An 18,631-nucleotide genomic window follows, 5' to 3' on the forward strand; every position below is an offset into this window, starting at 1 on the left:
TTCCCGCGCACCGGCGACCTGACGTGGTCCCACCCGCTGGACGCCATCACCGTCACCACGGCGGCGGACCAGTGCCACCTGCTGGCCTCGATCGCCCGCGGAGTCTCGGACGAGGAGGCCGCGGCCGCGTTGCAGCTGACCGCCGGGAACTGCCGGTTCGCCGTGGAACTGATGCGGGGGATCCACACCCCGCGACTGGGGGCCGCCACCGGGCGCATCGGCTTCGCCGAGAAGAACGGCCGCGGACTGCGCTCGCTGTCCCAGGTGGGCATCGCGCTGGACGGGGACGGCACGCCGCTGGCCGCGCTCGCGGTGTTCGCCGAGTCGGTCCCCACCCGGTTGCCGGACGGGCTGCCCGGGCGCAACGCCGTCTTCGAGGCGTTCGCCGCGGTCGGCCTGGCCGTGCAGGACGCGGTCTCACCGCTCGTGACCGCCTGACCGCCTGGCCGCCGGGCCGGGTGACCGGCTAATCGGATGGCCGGATGACCGGCAGGCCGCAGGGTCTACGCCGGCGCGGCCCCGAAGGTGTCCGGGTCCACGGGACGCTCGGCGCGCGGCAGCCCGGCCACCACGAGCCGGTAGGAGTCGGTGACCAGTTCCCGCACGAGGGTCCTGTCCACGCTCTCGCCCGGGCCGATCGTGATCCAGTGCCGCTTGTTCATGTGGTACCCCGGCGTGATCTCGTCGTGGGCCGCGCGCAGCGCCGTGGAGTCCTCCGGCTCGGCCTTCAGGGTCACGACGGGCGCGCCCACCACGTCGGTCAGCAGCATGAAGACCTTGCCCCTGACCTTGTAGACCTCGTGCTCGGGGCCGAAGGGGTGTCCCACGGTGGACGCGGGCAACTCCTCGGCCATCTCCCGCGCACTGTCCTGCAGCTCAGTGCCGTTCACCGCGTCCCTCCTGCCGGCCGTCGTCCCTCCGCCTGACCGCCAGCCTCCCACACCCGGACGTGGGCGGCCCTCGTAGGCTGGGACACATGTCTGGACACGGCTCACCGCACCCGCTCGGCCCCGGCGTGGTCTCCCTGCAGGACCTCACGACGTCAGCGACCGGGCTGCGCTTCGCCGTCCGGTTCCCCGCGGCGCCCGGGGGCGCGCCACGTGCCGCGGTGGCGCACGGGGCGGAGGACCGGCACCCGCTGGCCGGGACCGGCAAGCTGTTCCTCGCGGTCGCCGTGGCGCAACTGGCGGAGCGCGACCCGGAATTACCGGCGGAGCCGGTGACCATCCGTGGCGAGCACCGCGCGGCCGCCCGCTCCGGGACGCTGCGGCGGATGGATGGCGAGCTGCAGCTGACCGTGGACGACGCGATCGCCCTGGTCGTCGGGACCGGCGACGCGGCGTGCGTGGTGGCGCTGCTCGAGTTCCTGGCGGCCAGGGGAGCGGACGTCCTGGGCGAGGCCCAGCGGGCGGTGGCCGGCCTGGGCCTCGACGCGACGGCCTTCACCGCGCTGGAACCCGCGGTCCTCGGGGACGCGGACGCGCCGGGGGAGAGCTGGGGTGAGGGCCTCCTCGGCACGACGACCCCGGCCGACCTCTGCACCCTGCTGGAGCGCCTGGCCACCGACGGGACGGCCCGTTCCGAGCGGATCCTGGGCTGGATGGGCACGGCGTTCGAACCGGCCGGACTGGCCAGCGCCCTGCCCGGCTTCGGACCGCGCACCATCCCGCACCGCACCGTCTCCGGCCTCGAGCTCCTGACGCCCCCCGGGGCACCCGGGTGCGCCTCCGTGCTGATCCTGCCGGCCGACGTCGGGACCGGGCGGCCGGCCGCGTGCGTGGCCGCCTACCACCCGCGGACCCGCACAGAGGACCCGGCGGGATCCGCGCTCGAGGCCGGCGCGGCGCTGGGCTCGCTCGGCCTGGCCGCGGCCCGGGCCCGGGACGTCGGCTGAGGCCGGAGCGCGCCCCGGTCCGCGGTGCCGCCGGCCGGTCCTGCCCGCCGCCCGTTCGTCCGGATCGGGAGGACACGTCCGTGCGGAGACGCAGGGGGCGATGTCCTCTCGACCCGGACGGACGATGACCGGGCGGCTCACCCGCCCCGGATCAACCGGCGCACCCGCGTGACCAGGGCGTCCACGTCGTCGATGAGCCGGGCGGCGCCGTCGATGTCCTTGCGCAACCGCGTCTCGACCTCGGGATCCTTCAGCGGCGCCAGGTCCGTCTCGAGGGTGACCACCGCGGCCATGAGGGCCGCGCGCTCGGCGCCCAGCGCGGCGCCCACGTCGCTGAGCACGTTCTGGTTGTAGTCCTCCAGCAGTTCCGTCGCCACGCCCACGACGTCGGCCGCCACCGTCACGATGGCCCCCGGCGGTTCCGCGGCCCGTTCGATGGCCTGCTGGATCTGCCGCGATCGTTCGGCACGCTCCGGCTCGGTGTCCCGGGGCATCGCGAAGGCGTCGGCGACGGAGGCGAACCCCGACTCGTCCGCGTCCGAGAGCCCCAGCGCGGTGACGGCGATCCGCTCGCAGCGGGCGGCCAGTTCCTCCCGATCGCTGAACCGGGCCGCCATGGCCACCAGGGCCGCTCCCTGGGCGGCCATCAGCGCGCCCGTGGCCCCGCCGCCGGGTGTCGGCTCGCCGGAGGCCAGGCGGTTCAGGTAGTCCTCGATGCGCTCGTGCCGGATCATGGGTCCATCACAGCACCGCGTCCGGAACCGCGCCAGTCCTGCGGCGGCCCGGGTGTGGCCTCGTCAGCGCGGCAACCGCACCGTGCTGGTCAGCGTGGTGAGCATGGGCTCCCGCGGAGTGGAGCTGAACCCGAACCGCGGTGGCGGGTCCATCTCCGTCAGGCCGCCCAGGTCCCGGCCGCCCCAGGAGGCCGTGGAGGCGGTGATGCGGTGCAGGTCCCGGGCGGAGTACCACTCGAGCCGGTCGTTCCCCGCGGTGCCCAGCGTCCGCACCCCGGGCATCACCACCCGGGCCACCCGGTCGCTGACCCGCGCCACCGTCAGGGTGCGGCCCAGCCGGGGCGGGACGGCGCGCAACAGGTGCCCCCAGGCCGTCCGCCGCCCCACCGTGAACTCCCAGTGCAGCGGCCCGGCCCGCACGGTCCAGGCGGGACCCTCGACGGCGACGGACACGGGGACCTGCCGGACGTCGTCGAACACGTAGGTGGCCGAGACGAAGTCGGCGACCCAGTCGTCCGGGGCCAGCAGCTCGCGCCGGCCGTCCGGGTGCTCCACCATGACGTCCGCGAACGGCCCGTGGGGGCTGTGGTCCCAGGCGCCGAGCACCAGCCGGGTCCCACCGGAGGTCCCGGCCCCGGCGATGTGGCCGGTGAACTGCCATCGGTCCATGCGCGTCTCCCGCCGCCGTCGTGGTCTGCTCATCCCATCATCACCCGCGCGCCGCGTGCAGGCTGAAGGCGGCCAGGAAACCGGCGGCGGCGATGAGCCCCGAGTACAGGGCGGCGTCCTCGAAGGCCTCCGGGATCATGGTGTCCGTGATCATCGCCAGGATGGCCCCGGCGGCCAGCGCGTTGACGACGGCCAGCGTGGCCGGTGGGGCGCCGTCCAGCAGGAGGTAGCCGGCCAGCGCCGCCAGCCCGGAGGCCACCGCGATGCCGCCCCAAATCCCGAAGACGTAGCCCGGCCCGCGCCCGGCACGTTTCCAGCCGGCCGTGCTGGAGAGCCCCTCCGGGACGTTGGAGATGAACACGGCCACGAACATCGGCAGGCTGACCCCGCCGCCGACGAGCACGCTCAGCCCCAGCACCATGGATTCCGGGACCCCGTCCAGCAGGGCCCCGATCGCGATCGCCCCGCCGGCACCGTCCCCGTCCAGTCCGGACTGCTGGTGACCCGAGCGCTTGCGGTGCCGGGCCCCGAACCGGGCCAGCACGATGTTCAGTCCGACGTAGGTCACCGCCCCGACGGCGAAGCCGATGACCGTGGCGGCGAGTCCACCGGTGGTCAGGGCCTCGTCGACGAGCTCGAAGGTCAGGGCGGAGATCAGCACGCCGGAGCCGAAGGCCATCACGGCCGCCACCACCCGCCGCGGCACGTCGACGAACCAGGCGATGACGCTGCCCAGCAGCAGCGCCGCACCGGCGATCAGGCCGGCCCCGCCGGCCAGCAGCCATTCCGGCATACGCACCTCCGGGTTCAGGATCGTGCACGACCGGGCCGCGGGGAAGGGCCGGTGCGTGCCGTGGGCCCGTGGGCGCGCCTCCGGTCGGCAGGTCTGGGCCTGGGCCCGCGGTAGGAGGACACTGCTGCTGTGGAACTCGATCCCGTGGTCACCAATCCGGAGCACTACTCCGTCCTGTTCGAGAACGACGAGGTGCGGGTGCTGGAATACATCGACCGGCCCGGCGACCGGACGACGCCGCACGACCACCCCGACAGCGTCATGTACTCCCTCAGCCACATCCGCCGCCGACTGGTCGCGGGTGAGCACCAGCGGGACGTGGACATCCCCGCCGGGACGGTCAACTGGGTGCCCGCCCAGCGTCATTCCGGCGAGAACACGGGGGACACGCCCTCGAGGGCGATTTTCGTGGAGCTCAAGCGCGTCGGCCAGGCCCCGCGGGGCGAGGCGCTCGGGCCCAGCTGAGGCATCGGCGACCGGGCCGGCTGAGGACGTGGGCACCCGGGCCCGGCCTGGGGGCCGGCGGCCGGTGGGGATAGGGTGGCCGCAACGAGACGCCCCGGCCCGCCCGGAGCGTGTGACGGCAACCCCAGGAGCGATCATGTCCGGACGGTCCACCCCGTTCTCCGTGGGAGACCACGTGAGCTGGAACTCCGAGGCCGGTCGGGTCTCGGGCACCATCACGAGGGTCCACACCAGCGATTTCGACTACAAGGGACACACCCGCCGGGCCTCGGCGGAGGACCCGCAGTACGAGATCAAGAGTGACAAGACGGATCACGTGGCCGCCCACAAGGGCAGCGCGCTGACCCGGCTCAAGGACTGAGCGGCACCCCGCGGCGCCACGCCGATGGCTGACGCACCGGTGCGCCGGCGGCGGGCTCAGAGCCCGAGGTCGCGCCCGATGAGTTCCTTCATGATCTCGTTGGAGCCGGCCCAGATGCGGTTCACGCGGGCGTCCTTCCAGGCCCGGGCCACCCGGTACTCGTTCATGTAGCCGTAGCCGCCGTAGAGCTGGACGCAGTGGTCCAGGATCTCGTTCTGCACGTCCGAGGCCCAGTACTTGGCCTTGGCGGCGTCCACGGCGGACAGCTCGCCGGTGGTGTGGGCCAGCACCGCCTCGTCCACGAACGCCTGGGTGACCTCGGCCTTGGTCACCAGCTCGGCGAGCAGGAACTTGTTGTGCTGGAAGGCGCCGATGGGTTGACCGAACGCCGTGCGCTCCTTGGTGTACTCGAGCGTCTCGTCCAGGATCTGCCGGGCGTGCGCGAGCCCGTAGACCGCGGCGCCCAGCCGCTCCTGGGGCAGGTTCACCATCATCTGGATGAAGCCGGTGTCCACCTCGCCGATGATGTTCTCGGACGGGACGCGCAGGTTGTCGAAGAACAGTTCGGCGGTGTCCGACTCCGGCTGTCCCACCTTGTCCAGCTTGCGGCCGCGGTGGAAGCCCTCCATGGTGGCCTCGACGCCGAACAGGGTGATGCCCCGGGCCTTCTTCTCCGGGCTGGTCCGGGCGGCGACGATCACGAAGTCCGCCGAGTAGCCGTTGGTGATGAAGGTCTTGGAGCCGTTGAGGACCCAGTCGTCCCCGTCCCTGACCGCGGTGGTGCGCAGGTTGGCCAGGTCGGAGCCGCCGGAGGGCTCGGTCATGGCGATGGCGGCGATGATGGACCCGTCGGCGATGCCGGGCAGCCAGCGCTGGTGCTGCTCCGGGGTGCCGAGCTTGACGATGTACGGCGGGACGACGTCCGCGTGGATGCCGATGCAGGACGGCAGGGCGAAGTTGACCCGGGAGAACTCCTCGAACAGCACCGCGTTGAACCGGTAGTCCTGCGGGTAGCCGCCGCCATACTGTTCCGGGACCTCCAGGCCGAGCAGGCCCTGCTCCCCGGCGGCCTGCCACAGCTCGCGCGGAAGCCCCTTGTCCTCCGCCCACTGCTCGACGTGCGGAGCGACGTGGCGCTTGACGAACTCGGCGACGGATTCGCGGAAGTCATCGTGCTCGGTCTCGAACATGCGACGGCGCATGGGACGGTCCTCTCGGGGTTACTACTGGGTACACCTCGAGGGTGCCACCGGGGGCCCCCACGCGCAATACCGGCGGGTAACTTATGGCGTCGTGTCGTCGGCCGACAGGGGGAAGACGCTCAGGTACAGGCGTACCCGGCGGGTCTGCGCCACCGGGTCCCCGTCCGGCGTCGGCCGGTCCGGGGGTGTTCCGGTGTCGCCGTCCGCACCGGAGGGGTCGCCGGGCCGGCCCAGGTGGCGGTCGATGACCGTCATGAGCTCCTCGGTCAGGGCCCGGGTCTGGGCCGCCGTCAGCTCGCGGGTGGTGGTGTTGTCGATCGAGGCCTCGATCCATTCCCGCTCCTCGTGGTTCTCCACGGACAGCCAGCGGCCCAGCGCGGCCGCGCGCTGGTCGAGCGAGGCCTGCAGCAGGGCCTGGATGGCCGGCCTGTTCGCCTCGTCCTGGGCCAGGTCGTAGGTGGGCACCGCGAACCCGACCGGTTTCCACCAGCGCTCCCGGCCCGAACCCCGTCCGGTGTCCTCCTCCACGAAGCCGTGCTTCTCCAGCTGGCGCAGGTGGTAGCTCGTCTGCCCCGTGCTCTCGTCCAGGTGCCGGGCCAGGGCGGTCGCGGTGGCCGACCCCACGTCCGTCAGGTGGGAGTAGATCGACATCCGCAGCGGGTGGGCGAAGGCCTTCATGGCCCGCGCGTCGACCTTCCGGGGGGCGACGCCGGGCAGCTGGGCCGGGCCGTCCGCCACGGGATCCGGGGAGGGCTGGGGGGCCTCGGTGGGGAGGGGGTCCTCCGGGGCCGAGGACTTGTCACGAGGCATGTGCAGAGCTACCTTTGCATAGACAGCTTTGCAAAGAAATCTCTGCAAAGTCTTCTCGGCACCAGTCTACGGAGATGACCCCCATGCTGCGATCCACCGCCGCGCTCCCGGCCGACCACTCCTCTCGGGCCCTGCCCCGCCCTGCCCGCCAGCCCGCGAAGCCGGCCACCCCCTGGAGCCTGGGCCGGGCGTTCCGCGCCCTCCTCGGGCCGTCCGCGACCCGCGTGGGCGCCGCCGCCCAGCGCCGCTCCGGTGCAGGGACCGGCTCAGGCGCGGGGTCAGGTGCGGGGTCAGGCACCGGCCAGCGCCCCGGCGTCGGCATCGACCACCGTGAGGGGCAGGCCATGCACCGGATCCGGCGCGCGGCCGCCCTCGGGGGCGGTCCCGGCCTGCGCTGAGGCCCCGTCAGGGCAGGTGGCCGCCACGTCCGTCGGATGGGCCGGGGCCGCAACGGCGTTCGCCTCCGCAGGTCCGGCGGGCGCCGCGTCGGCGCCGAGTTGGGGCCGCGCCGTAGACTGCGGCTCGTGGAAAAGGCGCAGGCCGCGGACGCGGCAATGGGGGAGACGGCCGAGGACAGGACCCGCCGGATGTGGCCGCGATTCCTCGTCATCGTGCTGTGCCTGGCCGGGCTGGTCATCGCGCTGCAGTTCGTCCAGGGCCTGCAGGGCATCATCGGGCCGGTGTTCCTCGGCCTGAACCTGGTCATCATCGCCTACCCGCTGCAGGCGTGGATGATCCACCGGGGGGTCAACCGCTTCCTCGGGGCGTCCGTGACCGTGCTGATCGTGGTGGTCGTGCTGATCGTGTTCCTGGCCCTGATCCTGTGGTCGGCCTCGGAACTGGTGATGGCGCTGCCCGAGTACAGCGCGGAGTTCACCAACATCTACTTCGGCATGGTGAACTGGATCGGCAGTTTCGGCGTCACCCCGGACATGGTCATCGAACAGCTCTCCGGCCTGAACATGTCCACCGTGGTGTCCACGGCCACCGGCCTGCTCACCGCCGTCCTGTCCAACGTCACCGCCATCATCGGCCTGCTGGCCACCGTCATCATGGCCGTGTTCTTCCTCGCCATGGACTCCGTGGCCGTGGAGCGGCGGATCGCGCTGCTGAACACCGCCGACTACGAGCTCGGGCAGGCGCTGACCGCGTTCGCCCAGGGGGTGCGGCGGTACTGGGTCGTCACCACGGTCTTCGGGCTGCTCGTCGCCGCGCTGGACGTCGCCGCGCTGGCCGTCATCGGCGTCCCGATGATCTGGGTCTGGGGCGTGCTGAGCTTCCTGACCAACTACATCCCCAACATCGGATTCATCATCGGCATGGTCCCGCCGGCGTTGCTCGGCCTGGTGGAGGGCGGCTGGGGTGCGTTCTTCGCCGTGATCGTGGCCTACTCCGTCCTGAACTTCGTGCTGCAGTCGATCGTCCAGCCCAAGTTCACCGGCGATGCCGTGGGCGTGATCCCCACCGTCTCCTTCCTGTCCCTGCTGTTCTGGGCCTGGATCCTCGGTCCGCTCGGCGCCATCCTCGCCCTGCCCGCCACGCTGCTGCTGAAGGCGGTCATGGTCGACGCCGACCCGCAGTCCCGCTGGATCAACACGTTCATCGCCTCCGACCTGCGCGGGATGGAGGAGCGGAACCGGCGCGCGCTGGCGCGGCAGCGTTCCGACCGGGCGGCAGAGGAGACCGTGGCCGCCCGGGCGCCCGGGGCCCGCGAGGGCGTGCTGTCCGGCGAGGACCTGCGTGATGGCGCCGCGGCGGGTGGCGGCGACGGGGCCGGCGACGGCGGTGCGCCCGGGGACCCGGGGGCGCAGTCCCCTCCACAGCGGACCGAGTGAACGGGGCCGTCCACGGTCCGGCCCGGGCGGGCCGGACCCTGTCCGTCGTCCGTGAAACCATGGAGGGATGACCACCCCCACGCTGCCGTACGTCGCCGACCAGGACATCGCTGCCCTGGTGGGGTCCGCGGCGGCGGACAAGGGCAAGGCCTACGCCCGCCAGGGTGCGGTCACCTCGATGCAGTGGGACGCCCCGGAGGGGGCGGGCGAGGCAACGCCCGCCCCGCCCGCGACTCTGACCGCGTCGGTGCAGGGCAACGACCGGTTGCCGTACGAGACGTACGTCCTGCTGGTGCCCGGCCGGCCGGCGTCGTCCCCGGAGGCACTGCCCTCGTGGCGCCCGGTGCGCGCCGGCTGCACCTGTCCGGTCCGCAACGACTGCAAGCACGCCGCGGCGCTGCTCTACACCGCGACCGAGGAGGCGATGCGCCGGCACCTGCGGCACCAGGCACTGCGCGCCGTGCCCGGGGGTCCGGCCGGGCAGGACGCTGCCCCCTCGGTGCAGGGCTGGGGCCAGGTGCACCGCTACACCGAGGCGGACGTCTGGGGCGGTGAGGACGGCGGCGGTCCCTGGGGGGAGGAGGCCGAGCGCGAGGACTGGCGCTCGGTGCTGGGGGAGCTCACCGGGGAGAACTTGAGCCTCGGTTCGGACGAGCCGGTGGCGATCGGCGTGGAGCTGATGGCCGAACCGCAGAACCAGATGCGCCGCCGCTGGGGCGCCCACGCCGCCAGCGTCGAGGACGTGCGGTCCGGTGCCGCCCTGCAGGTCCACCTGCGCCCGATGCGCCGCGGTTCGCGGGACAACTGGATCAAGGGCGGGCTGACCTGGAAGAAGTTCCAGTACGGGGGACTGCGCCACCAGTTGCGCGAGGACCATGTGGAACTGCTCGGCCAGTTCTACCGCCTCTTCCTCGCCGAACGTCCCCAGGGGATGTTCGGCAATGACGAGACGCTGCGGCTGGACCAGCTCTCCGGCCCGCCGGCCTGGCAACTGCTCACCCGCGCCCGGGAACTCGGGGTCGAGTTCGTGGGCCAGGGCGTGGTCGGCGAGGTCGTCCTGGCCGGGCCGGCCAGCGTGCGCCTGGACGTGCGCGGGGAGTCGGACCTCGCCGTGGTGCCCGTGGTCGAGTCCGGCGGAGCACCGGTGCCCGGGGCGCGGGCGGCCGGCACCGGGGGATTCATCGCGGTGGACGTGCCCGACGACGCCCCGCAATGGGGTTCCCCGGTGCGCCTGACGCTGGTGCCGGCCGAGCGCACGCTGCCGCGGCCCGTACTGGACCTCTTGAAACAGGACGAGCCGCTGCAGATCCCGGCGGGAGAGACGGAGGAGTTCTTCTACGACGTCTACCCGCGGCTCTCCCGGATGATGCCCGTGGCCAGCACGGACGGATCCGTCGAGTTCCCGGAGGTGCCCGCCCCCGAGCTGCAGCTGCACGTGCGGTACGGCAAGGACCACCGGGCGAGCCTGGACTGGTCCTGGCTGTACTGGGGTCCGCGGCGCGAACTGCCGCTGGAATCGCGCCGGTCCCGGTCCCGCGGGGGCTGGTCCCCCACGGGGTACTCGGGCCGGGCCCGGAACCCCGAGGCCGACCGGGACATCGAGCACGAGGACGCCGTGCTGGACGCGGTGGGCGAGCACTGGCCGGTCGCCGGCGCGGGCGGGGCGCAGCACCTGGCCGGGATGGAGACGGCGCGGTTCGTGGAGAACGTGCTGCCGGTGCTGCAGGGCCTGGAGCACGTGAGCGTGACCGAGCACGGGTCCAGGCCGGACTACCGGGAACTGACCGACGACCCGCTGGTGCGCATCACCCAGGTCGAGTCCGGGCGGAAGAAGGACAACGACTGGTACGACCTCGGCTTCGAGATCACCATCGGCGGGGAGCTGTTCCCCTTCACCGAGGTGTTCACGGCCCTGGCGGAGGGGCAGAAGGCCCTGATGCTCAAGGACGGCACCTGGTTCCGCCTGGACCACCCCTCCTTCCAGAAGCTGCGCGACCTCATCAACGAGGCCGAGGTGATGGGGGACTGGAGCGCCGAGCGCCCGCGGATCTCCCGCTACGACGTGGCGCTGTGGGAGGAGTTCGAGGACCTCGCCCACGAGTCCGTGGCGGCCCGGGCCTGGCAGGAGACGGTGGGCGCGCTCAAGGACCTGGCCGAGATCCCCACGCCCGAGGTCCCCGAGGGCCTCGACGCCCGGTTGCGTCCCTATCAGCTCGAGGGCTTCGCGTGGCTGAGCTTCCTGTACGACCACGGACTCGGCGGCATCCTCGCCGACGACATGGGCCTGGGCAAGACCGTCCAGACCCTCGCCCTCATCGCCCGGGCGCGCGAGCGCGGCGCCCACAATCCCGGCGACCACCCCGGCGACCACCCCGGCCAACACGCCGCCGAGCCCCTGGCGGAACAACGAGCGCCGGACCACGGCGAGCCCGTGCCGCCCCCACAGGTGGCGCCCCCGTTCCTGGTGGTGGCGCCGTCCTCGGTGCTGTCCGTCTGGAAGGAGGAGGCCGAGCGCTTCGCGCCGGGCCTGGAGTTGCGGGTGCTGGACACCACCGCCGCCAAGCGCGGGACGACGGTGGCCGAGGAGGTGGCCGGGGCCGACGTCGTGGTCACCAGTTACACCCTGCTGCGGCTGGACTCGGGGCAGTACACCGCGCTGGACTGGGACGGGCTGGTGCTGGACGAGGCGCAGTTCGTGAAGAACCGTTCGGCCAAGGCCCACCAGGCGGCCCGGGACGTCCGGGCGCCCTTCCGGCTGGCGATCACCGGCACGCCGATGGAGAACTCACTGTCCGACCTGTGGGCCCTGCTGTCCCTGACGGCCACCGGGCTGTTCCCCTCGCACACGGTGTTCCGGCAGGAGTACACCAAGCCGATCGAGACGCCGGATCCCTCCGATGACGGCGCCCGGTTCGCCGCCGAGCGGATGGCGCGGCTGCGGCGCCGGATCCGGCCGTTCATGCTGCGGCGCACCAAGGAGCTCGTGGCCTCGGACCTGCCCCCGAAGCAGGAGCAGGTCAGCCACGTCGAACTGGTGCCCAAGCACCGCCGGCTCTACGACCAGGTGCTGCAGCGCGAACGCAAGAAGGTCCTGGGGCTGCTGCAGAACATGGACGAGAACCGCTTCGTGATCTTCCGGTCCCTGACCCTGCTGCGCATGCTGGCGCTGGACCCGGCGATCGTGGACGAGGAGTACGCCTCCGTGCCCTCCTCCAAGATGGAACAGCTGATGGAGAACCTGGAGGAGATCGTGGCCGAGGGGCACCGGGTGATCATCTTCAGCCAGTTCACCTCGTTCCTGTCCCGGGTGGGGGACCGGCTGGCCGACCGCGGCGTGGCCTTCGCCTACCTGGACGGCTCCACCCGCAACCGCTCCGAGGTGATCAGCCAGTTCAAGAAGGGCACCGCCCCGGCGTTCCTGATCAGCCTCAAGGCCGGTGGCTTCGGGCTGACCCTGACCGAGGCCGACTACGTGTTCCTGCTGGACCCCTGGTGGAACCCCGCCACCGAGGCCCAGGCCGTGGACCGCGCCCACCGGATCGGCCAGGAGCGCACCGTCATGGTGTACCGGATGGTGGCCGAGGGGACCATCGAGGAGAAGGTGCTGGCCCTGCAGCAGCGCAAGGCGGCCCTGTTCTCCTCCCTCACCGACGGGGACACCGCGTTCTCCAGCACCATCACCGCCGACGACGTCCGCGAGCTGTTCGCCCCGGACCGCGGCTGAGGGGACGCGCCCGGGCCGGCATCAGGGCCGCGCCCGGGCCGGGATCAGGGACGCGCCCGGGCCGGGATCAGGGACGCGCCCGGGTCGGGATCAGGGGCTGCGCCCGGGCCGGAGAGACTGGGCCGGGGACGCCGGATATTGTCCCGCGCGCCGGGCGGACCTACGGTGTTCGCACATCCGGAGTTCACCGAGGGCGCGCCAGGGCCGGACCGGGCCCGACGTCAGAGAGGGGCAGTGGTGATGGGAGAGGCAGTGAAGCCGGTCGTCGTCGGCGTGGACGGTTCGGAGACCTCCGTGGAGGCCCTGAAGGAGGCCGGGCGCATGGCCGCATTGCTGGGCGCCCCGCTGAAGGTGGTGACGGCCTGGCACTGGTCGGTCGTGGCCGCAGCGGTGCCCGCCCCGGATGCCCAGGACTTCCGCGGCCGGGCCCAGGAGGCCGTCGACCAGGCGATCACGGCGGCGTTCGGGGACGACGTGCCCGAGGGGCTGGAACGAGTGGTCCGGGAGGGGCCGCCGGCGCAGGTGCTGCGCGAACTGAGCAAGGACGCCTCCCTCGTCGTGGTGGGCAACCGGGGCCACGGGGGCTTCGCCGGCCTGCTCCTGGGCTCGGTCAGCTCCGCCGTGGCCGCCCACGCCCACTGCTCGGTGCTCATCACGCACAAGCACGGAGGGGACGGGGACCGCTGAGCGTCAGGGCATCCGCGTCGGCTGCGGCAGGCCCACGTGCCGGATGCCCACGCCGCGTCGGTACAACCGGTGCGCGGGAACCGGCACCACGGCCCGCCCGGGGTAGGCGGCCTCGAGGACCTGGTGCGCCCCCTCGTCGTGGGGATCGTCGAAGGACGGCACCACCACGGCCCCGTTGACCGGCAGGACGTTGACGTAGGACCAGGACACCTGGCCCCTGCCGTCGGACTCGGCCAGGGGAGCGGTGATGGCGGCGACGTTCAGGGGCCGGCCCCGGGCGTCGGTCTCGCCCTGCAGGATCTCCAGTGCCTGCAGGGACACCTCGTGGTCCGGGTGGGACGGATTCTCCTGCCAGTGCAGCAGCACCACGGTGGGGGAGGCGAACGCCACCACCTGGTCGATCTGCCCGCCCACCCCGTGCGGGCCGGCGTCGCGGGCCAGGCCGCGGGGCAGCCAGATGACCTTGCGGATGTCCGTGTACCGGGCGAACTCCGCCTCCACGTGCGCGCGGGACCACCCCGGGTTGCGCGCCGGGTCCAGGAGCACGGACTCGGAGGCGATCAGCGTCCCCTCGCCGTCGGTGATGAACGCACCACCCTCGTTGACCAGCAGGGACAGCTGACGCCGGGCGCCGGTCAGCTCGGCCAGCGTGCCCCCGGCCACGTCGTCCAGCCGGAACTCGACGCCCGGGCGGCGGCCGAAGCCGTTGAAGACCCAGTCGATCATGCCGATCCGGCGCTGACCGGTCTGTCCGTCCACGCCACCCACCGTGAAGGTCGGGCCGGACAGCCGCAGGAACGGGTTGTCCATGGACAGCGGGACCACCGGGATCAGGGGGTCCACGTAGGTGTGCACGATCTGCCGGTCGGCGGGGTCCACCAGCAGGGTGACCGGCTCGTAGTCCATCACCGCGTGCGCGACCCGGGCCCAGGCACGGCGGGCCCCGGAGACCTCCCACGAGCTGGTGCCCATCCGCGAGTAGTCCCGGGGGAAGGCGAGCCACAACCGTTCCTGGGGTTCGGTGTCCGCCGGCAGGTGCCAGGTGTCCTCCGTGGTGCCGGTCAGCAACGTGCCGGAGCCGGGGGATTCCGCCGCCGGAGTCCGCACCCCGGAGGGTGATGACCGCGGGAGGCCCGTGGACGGAACCGGTGTCCCCGAGGAGGCCTCCCGGCCCGATGACGTCCGGGGCTGCTCGTCCATGGATCCCCTCTCATCAGGTCGTTCACGGGATACGCCGGCGACGACGGCCGCCGGCGGGCCCCGTGCGGCCGGCACCTCCCATGCTATGCGAGCGTGCGATGCGCTTCACACAGAGCCGGTCCGGGACGCCGTCCCCAGGCCGAGGTCGCCGGCCGCCTCCTCCAGGACGGAGCGGACGGCGACGACGGCGGGAGACCCGGCGGTGGAGGACCGGGTGGAGGTGAAGACGGTGCGCATCGGCCGGCCGTCGAGGGGAATCCGCCGCAACCGGACCCGGGAGCCCACCAGAATCAGACCCGGCAGCAGGGCCACCGCGTTCCCGGACTCCACCAGGGCCAGGTGCGACTGCAGGTCGGAGGACACGTAGCGCACGTCCGGTTCGTGGCCGGCCGAGCGGCACACCTGTTCGGCCCAGTGCCGGGTGGCCGTGCCGCGGGGTTCCATCACCCACGGCAGGGGCCGGTGCGCGAGCAGCGCCTGCAGCACGGCACCGGGCGTCGGCCGTCGCCCGTCCGGCGCGGTCCCCGGCGCTGCGCGCGGTTCGGCTCCCCGCCCTGTGTCTGATGCGGTCCCCGGTTCAGCAGCGCGCACCACGTTCCCCGGCTCCACGTCCACCTCGGTCCCCGGCCCGGCGTCCAGCCGATCGACGTCCAGCGACGAGGGAACGGCCAGCTGCAGTTCGTCGCGCAGCAGCGGACGGCGGTCCAGGCCCGGCCAGTGCGGGGCGGAGTGCCCGGGGTACTGCTCGGCGACGACCACGTCGAAGTCCCGCGCCCAGGTCTCGTGCAGCGCGGTCTCGGGCTCGTACTGGACCACCTCGAGCCGCAGCCCCGGGTGCCGGGTGCGCAGCAGGGTCAGCGCCGGTGGCAACAGGGTCAGGGCGGCGGACTGGAACACGGCGAGGGTGACCCGGCCGGTGACCTCCTCGCCCGTGGAGACCAGGGCGGCCTCGGCCTGCTCGAGGGCGTCGAGGATCGGGTCGGTGCGCTCCACCAGGGCCAGGGCCGCCTCCGTGAGCTGCACCGTGCGACCGGCCCGGCGCAGCAGGACCGTCTTTGTCTCCCGCTCCAGCAGCGCCAGCTGTTCCGACACGGAGGACGGCGCCAGGTTCATGGCCCGCGCCACGGCGGTCATGGTCCCCCGGATGGACAGTTCCCGCAGCAGCACCAGGCGTCGGACGTCCAGCACGATGCCCTCCCGTCAGTTCGGCTGATCCGAAGGGTACCCTGCGGAAACGTTCGCTGGTGGTGCAGGATGTGACGGAGAACAATATCGGTATGAGCATCCACGTCTCCCACCCGGTGGTCCCCGATCCCGCGCCGCTCAAGGCCCTGGCCCCGGCCGCCGTCGAGCAGGTCCGCACCTGGCTGCGCGAGGCCCGGAACCACCCGACCACCTTCTCCGCCCGGCAGCTGGCCGGCGTGCTGAAGGACCCGGACGGACTGGACTTCACGGTCGGGTTCGTGGACCGCGTGGTGCGGCCGGAGGACCCGGCCATCGCCGCCGAGGCACTGCGGGACCTGGCCCCGCGCACCCCCGGCTTCCTGCCCTGGCCCATGCGGGCGGCGATGGGCGCCGGGGGCCGGGTGGCCCCGGTGGTGCCGCAGCTGGCCGTTCCCGCGGCCCGGACGGTGCTGCGCGAGCTCGTCTCCCACCTGATCGTGGACGCCACCGAGGACCGTCTCGGCCCGGCCATCCGGAAGCTGAGGACCCCCGGCACCCGGCTGAACATCAACCTGCTCGGCGAGGCCATCCTCGGACGGGGCGAGGCCGCCAGACGCATGGCCGGGATCCGCACGCTCATCGAGCGCGACGACGTCGACTACGTCTCCGTCAAGGTCTCCGCCGCCACCGCCCCGCACAGCCCCTGGGCGTTCGAGGAGGCCGTCGCCGAGGTCACCGAGTCCCTGCTGCCGCTCTACGAGCTGGCCGCCTCCCAGGCCGGCACCCCCGCCGGGTCCACGTTCATCAACCTGGACATGGAGGAGTACCACGACCTCGACATGACACTGGCCGTGTTCATGGGCCTGATGGACACCCCGCAGCTGCGCACCCTGGAGGCCGGGATCGTGCTGCAGGCCTACCTGCCCGACGCCCTGGACGCCATGATCCGGCTGCAGGAGTGGTCCGCACGGCGCGTGGCCGAGGGGGGCGCCCCCATCAAGGTCCGCGTGGTCAAGGGCGCCAACCTGCCGATGGAGCACGTCCAGGCCTCGCTGACCGGCTGGCCCGCGGCGACCTGCGCGTCCAAGCAGGACACCGACACCAACTACAAGCGCGTGCTCAACTACGCCCTGACGGAGGAGCGTACGCGCCACGTGCGGATCGGGGTGGCCGGGCACAACCTCTTCGACATCGCCCTGGCCTGGCTGCTGGTGCAGGAGCGCGGGCTCAGCACCGAGCAGGTGGGAGACCGCCGCCCGGACGTCGAGTTCGAGATGCTGCTGGGCATGGCCACCGGGCAGGCCGAGGCGGTGAAGAAGGACGTCGGCTCGCTGCTGCTCTACACCCCCGTGGTGCACCCGCACGAGTTCGACGTCGCGATCGCCTACCTCATCCGCCGCCTCGAGGAGGGCGCCAGCCAGGAGAACTTCATGTCCGCCGTCTTCGAGCTCGACTCCGACCCGGAGCTGTTCGCCCGCGAGGAGGCGCGGTTCCTCGCGTCCGTGGCGGGCCTGGACACCGCCATCCCGACGCCGAACCGCACCCAGGACCGCTCGGCGGCGGATCCCGAGGTGGCCCGGGGGGCGGTCCCCCAGCCGGTGGACGGCTTCGCCAACGCCCCGGACACCGACCCCTCGCTGGCGGCGAACCGGGACTGGGCGCGCCGCATCATCCGGGCCATCCCCGGCTCGCAGCTTGGGGTCGCGGAGGTGGCCGGCGCTCGGGCGCGCAACTCCGGTGAGGTGCGGGCCGCCGTCGGGAGGGCCGTGGACGCGGGGCAGGCGTGGCGCACCCTGACCGGGACCCAGCGCGAGAGCGTGCTGAACGCCGTGGCCGACGCGCTCGAGGCGCGGCGCGCCGAGCTCCTCGAGGTGGCCGCCGCCGAGACCGGCAAGACCCTGGACCAGGGCGATCCCGAGGTCTCCGAGGCCGTGGACTTCGCCCGCTACTACGGCCGGCTGGCCCGTGGACTGGACGAGGTGGAGGGCGCCCGGTACGTGTCCCCGAGGCTCGTGCTGGTCATCCCGCCGTGGAACTTCCCCGTGGCCATCCCCACCGGCGGCGTGCTCGCCGGACTGGCGGCCGGGGCACCCGTGGTGTTCAAGCCCGCCTCGCAGTCCGCGCGGACGGGGGCGGTGGCCCATGCCGCCATCGTCGAGGGGCTGCGCGCCGGACTGGCCGGCCTCGGTGCGGGCCCGGGGCGCGAGGTCTGGAACGAGCAGGAGGCGGCCGCCGTCGCCGCCGACCTAGTCACCCTCGTGACGATCGACGCCGAGGACGAGGCCGTCGTCGGGAAGGAACTCATCACCCACCCGGACGTGGAACGCGTCATCCTCACCGGCAGTCACGACACCGCCCGGCTGTTCCGGTCCTTCCGGCCCGACCTGCCCCTGCTGGCGGAGACCTCCGGGAAGAACGCGATCATCGTGACGCCCTCGGCCGACCTCGACCTGGCCGCGAAGGACGTGGTCAACTCCGCGTTCGGGCATGCGGGGCAGAAGTGCTCGGCGTCCTCCCTGGTGATCCTGGTCGGCTCCGTGGCCACGTCGAAGCGGTTCCACCGCCAGGTGCTGGACGCCGCCTCGTCCCTGACCGTCGGTTACCCGGAGGACCCGCGCTCCCAGATGGGACCGGTGATCGAGGCGCCCGGGGAGAAGCTCGAGCGCGGGCTGACCCGGCTGGGCCCGGGGGAGCGGTGGGCGCTGCAGCCGCGGCCGCTGGACGCCAGCGGGCGGCTGTGGAGCCCCGGCATCCGCTCGGGCGTGCAGCCCGGGGCCGACGCGCACCTGACCGAGTACTTCGGACCCGTGCTGGGCGTGATGACCGCGGCGACCCTGGAGGACGCCGTGGAGCTGGTCAATGCCGTGGACTACGGCCTCACCAGCGGCCTGCACTCCCTGGACGACGAGGAGATCGGGTACTGGCTCGAGCACGTCCACGCCGGCAACCTCTACGTCAACCGGGGAATCACCGGGGCGATCGTGCGCCGCCAGCCCTTCGGCGGGTGGAAGCGTTCCTCCGTGGGCGCCGGGACGAAGGCCGGAGGCCCGCACTACCTGCACGGACTCGGCGGCTGGGAGGACGTGCCGGACG

At 72.9% G+C, this 18,631-nt stretch carries 17 protein-coding genes; 9 read left to right on the forward strand and 8 right to left on the reverse strand.

Annotated elements, in window-relative coordinates; all coding sequences use genetic code 11:
- Positions 1–438 (forward strand): hypothetical protein (locus tag PLJ28_RS04445; RefSeq protein ID WP_324589903.1); only part of this gene is annotated, 438 nt, incomplete at its 5' end.
- A 65-nt stretch (positions 439–503) separates the two neighbouring features.
- Here the strand turns inward: PLJ28_RS04445 and PLJ28_RS04450 are convergent.
- Positions 504–890, reverse strand: a complete 387-nt coding sequence (locus tag PLJ28_RS04450; RefSeq protein WP_183528634.1) for an MmcQ/YjbR family DNA-binding protein — start codon at positions 888–890, stop codon at positions 504–506.
- Between the two features lie 86 nt (positions 891–976).
- Between PLJ28_RS04450 and PLJ28_RS04455 the strand changes: the two genes are divergently transcribed.
- The gene (locus PLJ28_RS04455) at positions 977–1,894 is read left to right on the forward strand and encodes a serine hydrolase (RefSeq protein ID WP_183528632.1); all 918 of its coding nucleotides are present in this window, start codon (positions 977–979) and stop codon (positions 1,892–1,894) included.
- A 137-nt stretch (positions 1,895–2,031) separates the two neighbouring features.
- On the opposite strand, the gene PLJ28_RS04460 is transcribed toward PLJ28_RS04455, so the two are convergent.
- The 3 genes from PLJ28_RS04460 to PLJ28_RS04470 all read right to left on the reverse strand — a co-directional run bounded on the left by PLJ28_RS04460 (position 2,032) and on the right by PLJ28_RS04470 (position 4,090).
- On the reverse strand, positions 2,032–2,628 hold the full coding sequence (locus PLJ28_RS04460) for a cyclodeaminase/cyclohydrolase family protein (RefSeq protein ID WP_183528630.1): 597 nt from the start codon (positions 2,626–2,628) through the stop codon (positions 2,032–2,034).
- Positions 2,629–2,691: 63 nt separating this feature from the next.
- Positions 2,692–3,297, reverse strand: a complete 606-nt coding sequence (locus PLJ28_RS04465; RefSeq protein WP_183528628.1) for a hypothetical protein — start codon at positions 3,295–3,297, stop codon at positions 2,692–2,694.
- Between the two features lie 40 nt (positions 3,298–3,337).
- Entirely contained in the window at positions 3,338–4,090 is a 753-nt protein-coding gene (locus tag PLJ28_RS04470; protein ID WP_183529436.1) for a ZIP family metal transporter, read from the reverse strand.
- Between the two features lie 129 nt (positions 4,091–4,219).
- On the opposite strand from PLJ28_RS04470, the gene PLJ28_RS04475 reads away from it, so the two are divergent.
- Positions 4,220–4,555: a cytoplasmic protein gene (locus tag PLJ28_RS04475; RefSeq protein WP_298045376.1), complete on the forward strand. Its 336-nt coding sequence runs from the start codon at positions 4,220–4,222 to the stop codon at positions 4,553–4,555.
- 136 nt (positions 4,556–4,691) lie between these two features.
- Positions 4,692–4,916 (forward strand): hypervirulence associated TUDOR domain-containing protein, encoded by a 225-nt coding sequence (locus PLJ28_RS04480; protein ID WP_183528624.1) that lies wholly within the window; start codon positions 4,692–4,694, stop codon positions 4,914–4,916.
- A 56-nt stretch (positions 4,917–4,972) separates the two neighbouring features.
- Here PLJ28_RS04480 and PLJ28_RS04485 read toward each other — a convergent pair whose 3' ends face one another.
- Together PLJ28_RS04485 and PLJ28_RS04490 are read right to left on the reverse strand one after the other, a co-directional pair.
- Positions 4,973–6,118, reverse strand: coding sequence for an acyl-CoA dehydrogenase family protein (locus PLJ28_RS04485; RefSeq protein ID WP_298045378.1), 1,146 nt, complete (start codon positions 6,116–6,118; stop codon positions 4,973–4,975).
- 81 nt (positions 6,119–6,199) lie between these two features.
- Positions 6,200–6,928: a helix-turn-helix domain-containing protein gene (locus PLJ28_RS04490; RefSeq protein WP_298045380.1), complete on the reverse strand. Its 729-nt coding sequence runs from the start codon at positions 6,926–6,928 to the stop codon at positions 6,200–6,202.
- Positions 6,929–7,011: 83 nt separating this feature from the next.
- On the opposite strand from PLJ28_RS04490, the gene PLJ28_RS04495 reads away from it, so the two are divergent.
- The 4 genes from PLJ28_RS04495 (at position 7,012) to PLJ28_RS04510 (ending at position 13,174) form a co-directional block, all read left to right on the forward strand.
- Positions 7,012–7,326: a hypothetical protein gene (locus PLJ28_RS04495; protein WP_324589904.1), complete on the forward strand. Its 315-nt coding sequence runs from the start codon at positions 7,012–7,014 to the stop codon at positions 7,324–7,326.
- Positions 7,327–7,452: 126 nt separating this feature from the next.
- A complete protein-coding gene (locus PLJ28_RS04500) occupies positions 7,453–8,763 on the forward strand; it encodes an AI-2E family transporter (RefSeq protein WP_298045382.1) in 1,311 nt (436 codons plus the stop codon).
- A 67-nt stretch (positions 8,764–8,830) separates the two neighbouring features.
- Positions 8,831–12,487 carry a DEAD/DEAH box helicase gene (locus tag PLJ28_RS04505; RefSeq protein ID WP_324589905.1) on the forward strand — a complete coding sequence of 1,219 codons (3,657 nt, stop codon included), beginning with the start codon at positions 8,831–8,833 and terminating at the stop codon, positions 12,485–12,487.
- 240 nt (positions 12,488–12,727) lie between these two features.
- The gene (locus PLJ28_RS04510) at positions 12,728–13,174 is read left to right on the forward strand and encodes a universal stress protein (RefSeq protein ID WP_183528070.1); all 447 of its coding nucleotides are present in this window, start codon (positions 12,728–12,730) and stop codon (positions 13,172–13,174) included.
- A 3-nt stretch (positions 13,175–13,177) separates the two neighbouring features.
- On the opposite strand, the gene PLJ28_RS04515 is transcribed toward PLJ28_RS04510, so the two are convergent.
- Together PLJ28_RS04515 and PLJ28_RS04520 are read right to left on the reverse strand one after the other, a co-directional pair.
- The gene (locus PLJ28_RS04515) at positions 13,178–14,374 is read right to left on the reverse strand and encodes an agmatine deiminase family protein (protein WP_183528068.1); all 1,197 of its coding nucleotides are present in this window, start codon (positions 14,372–14,374) and stop codon (positions 13,178–13,180) included.
- Positions 14,375–14,479: 105 nt separating this feature from the next.
- Positions 14,480–15,562, reverse strand: a complete 1,083-nt coding sequence (locus PLJ28_RS04520; RefSeq protein ID WP_298045384.1) for a LysR family transcriptional regulator — start codon at positions 15,560–15,562, stop codon at positions 14,480–14,482.
- A gap of 89 nt (positions 15,563–15,651) precedes the next feature.
- On the opposite strand from PLJ28_RS04520, the gene PLJ28_RS04525 reads away from it, so the two are divergent.
- A partial coding sequence (locus PLJ28_RS04525; protein ID WP_324589906.1) for a bifunctional proline dehydrogenase/L-glutamate gamma-semialdehyde dehydrogenase occupies positions 15,652–18,631 on the forward strand: 2,980 nt, incomplete at its 3' end.

It is taken from the genome of Citricoccus sp. (genome assembly GCF_035445025.1).
Classification (GTDB): domain Bacteria; phylum Actinomycetota; class Actinomycetes; order Actinomycetales; family Micrococcaceae; genus Citricoccus.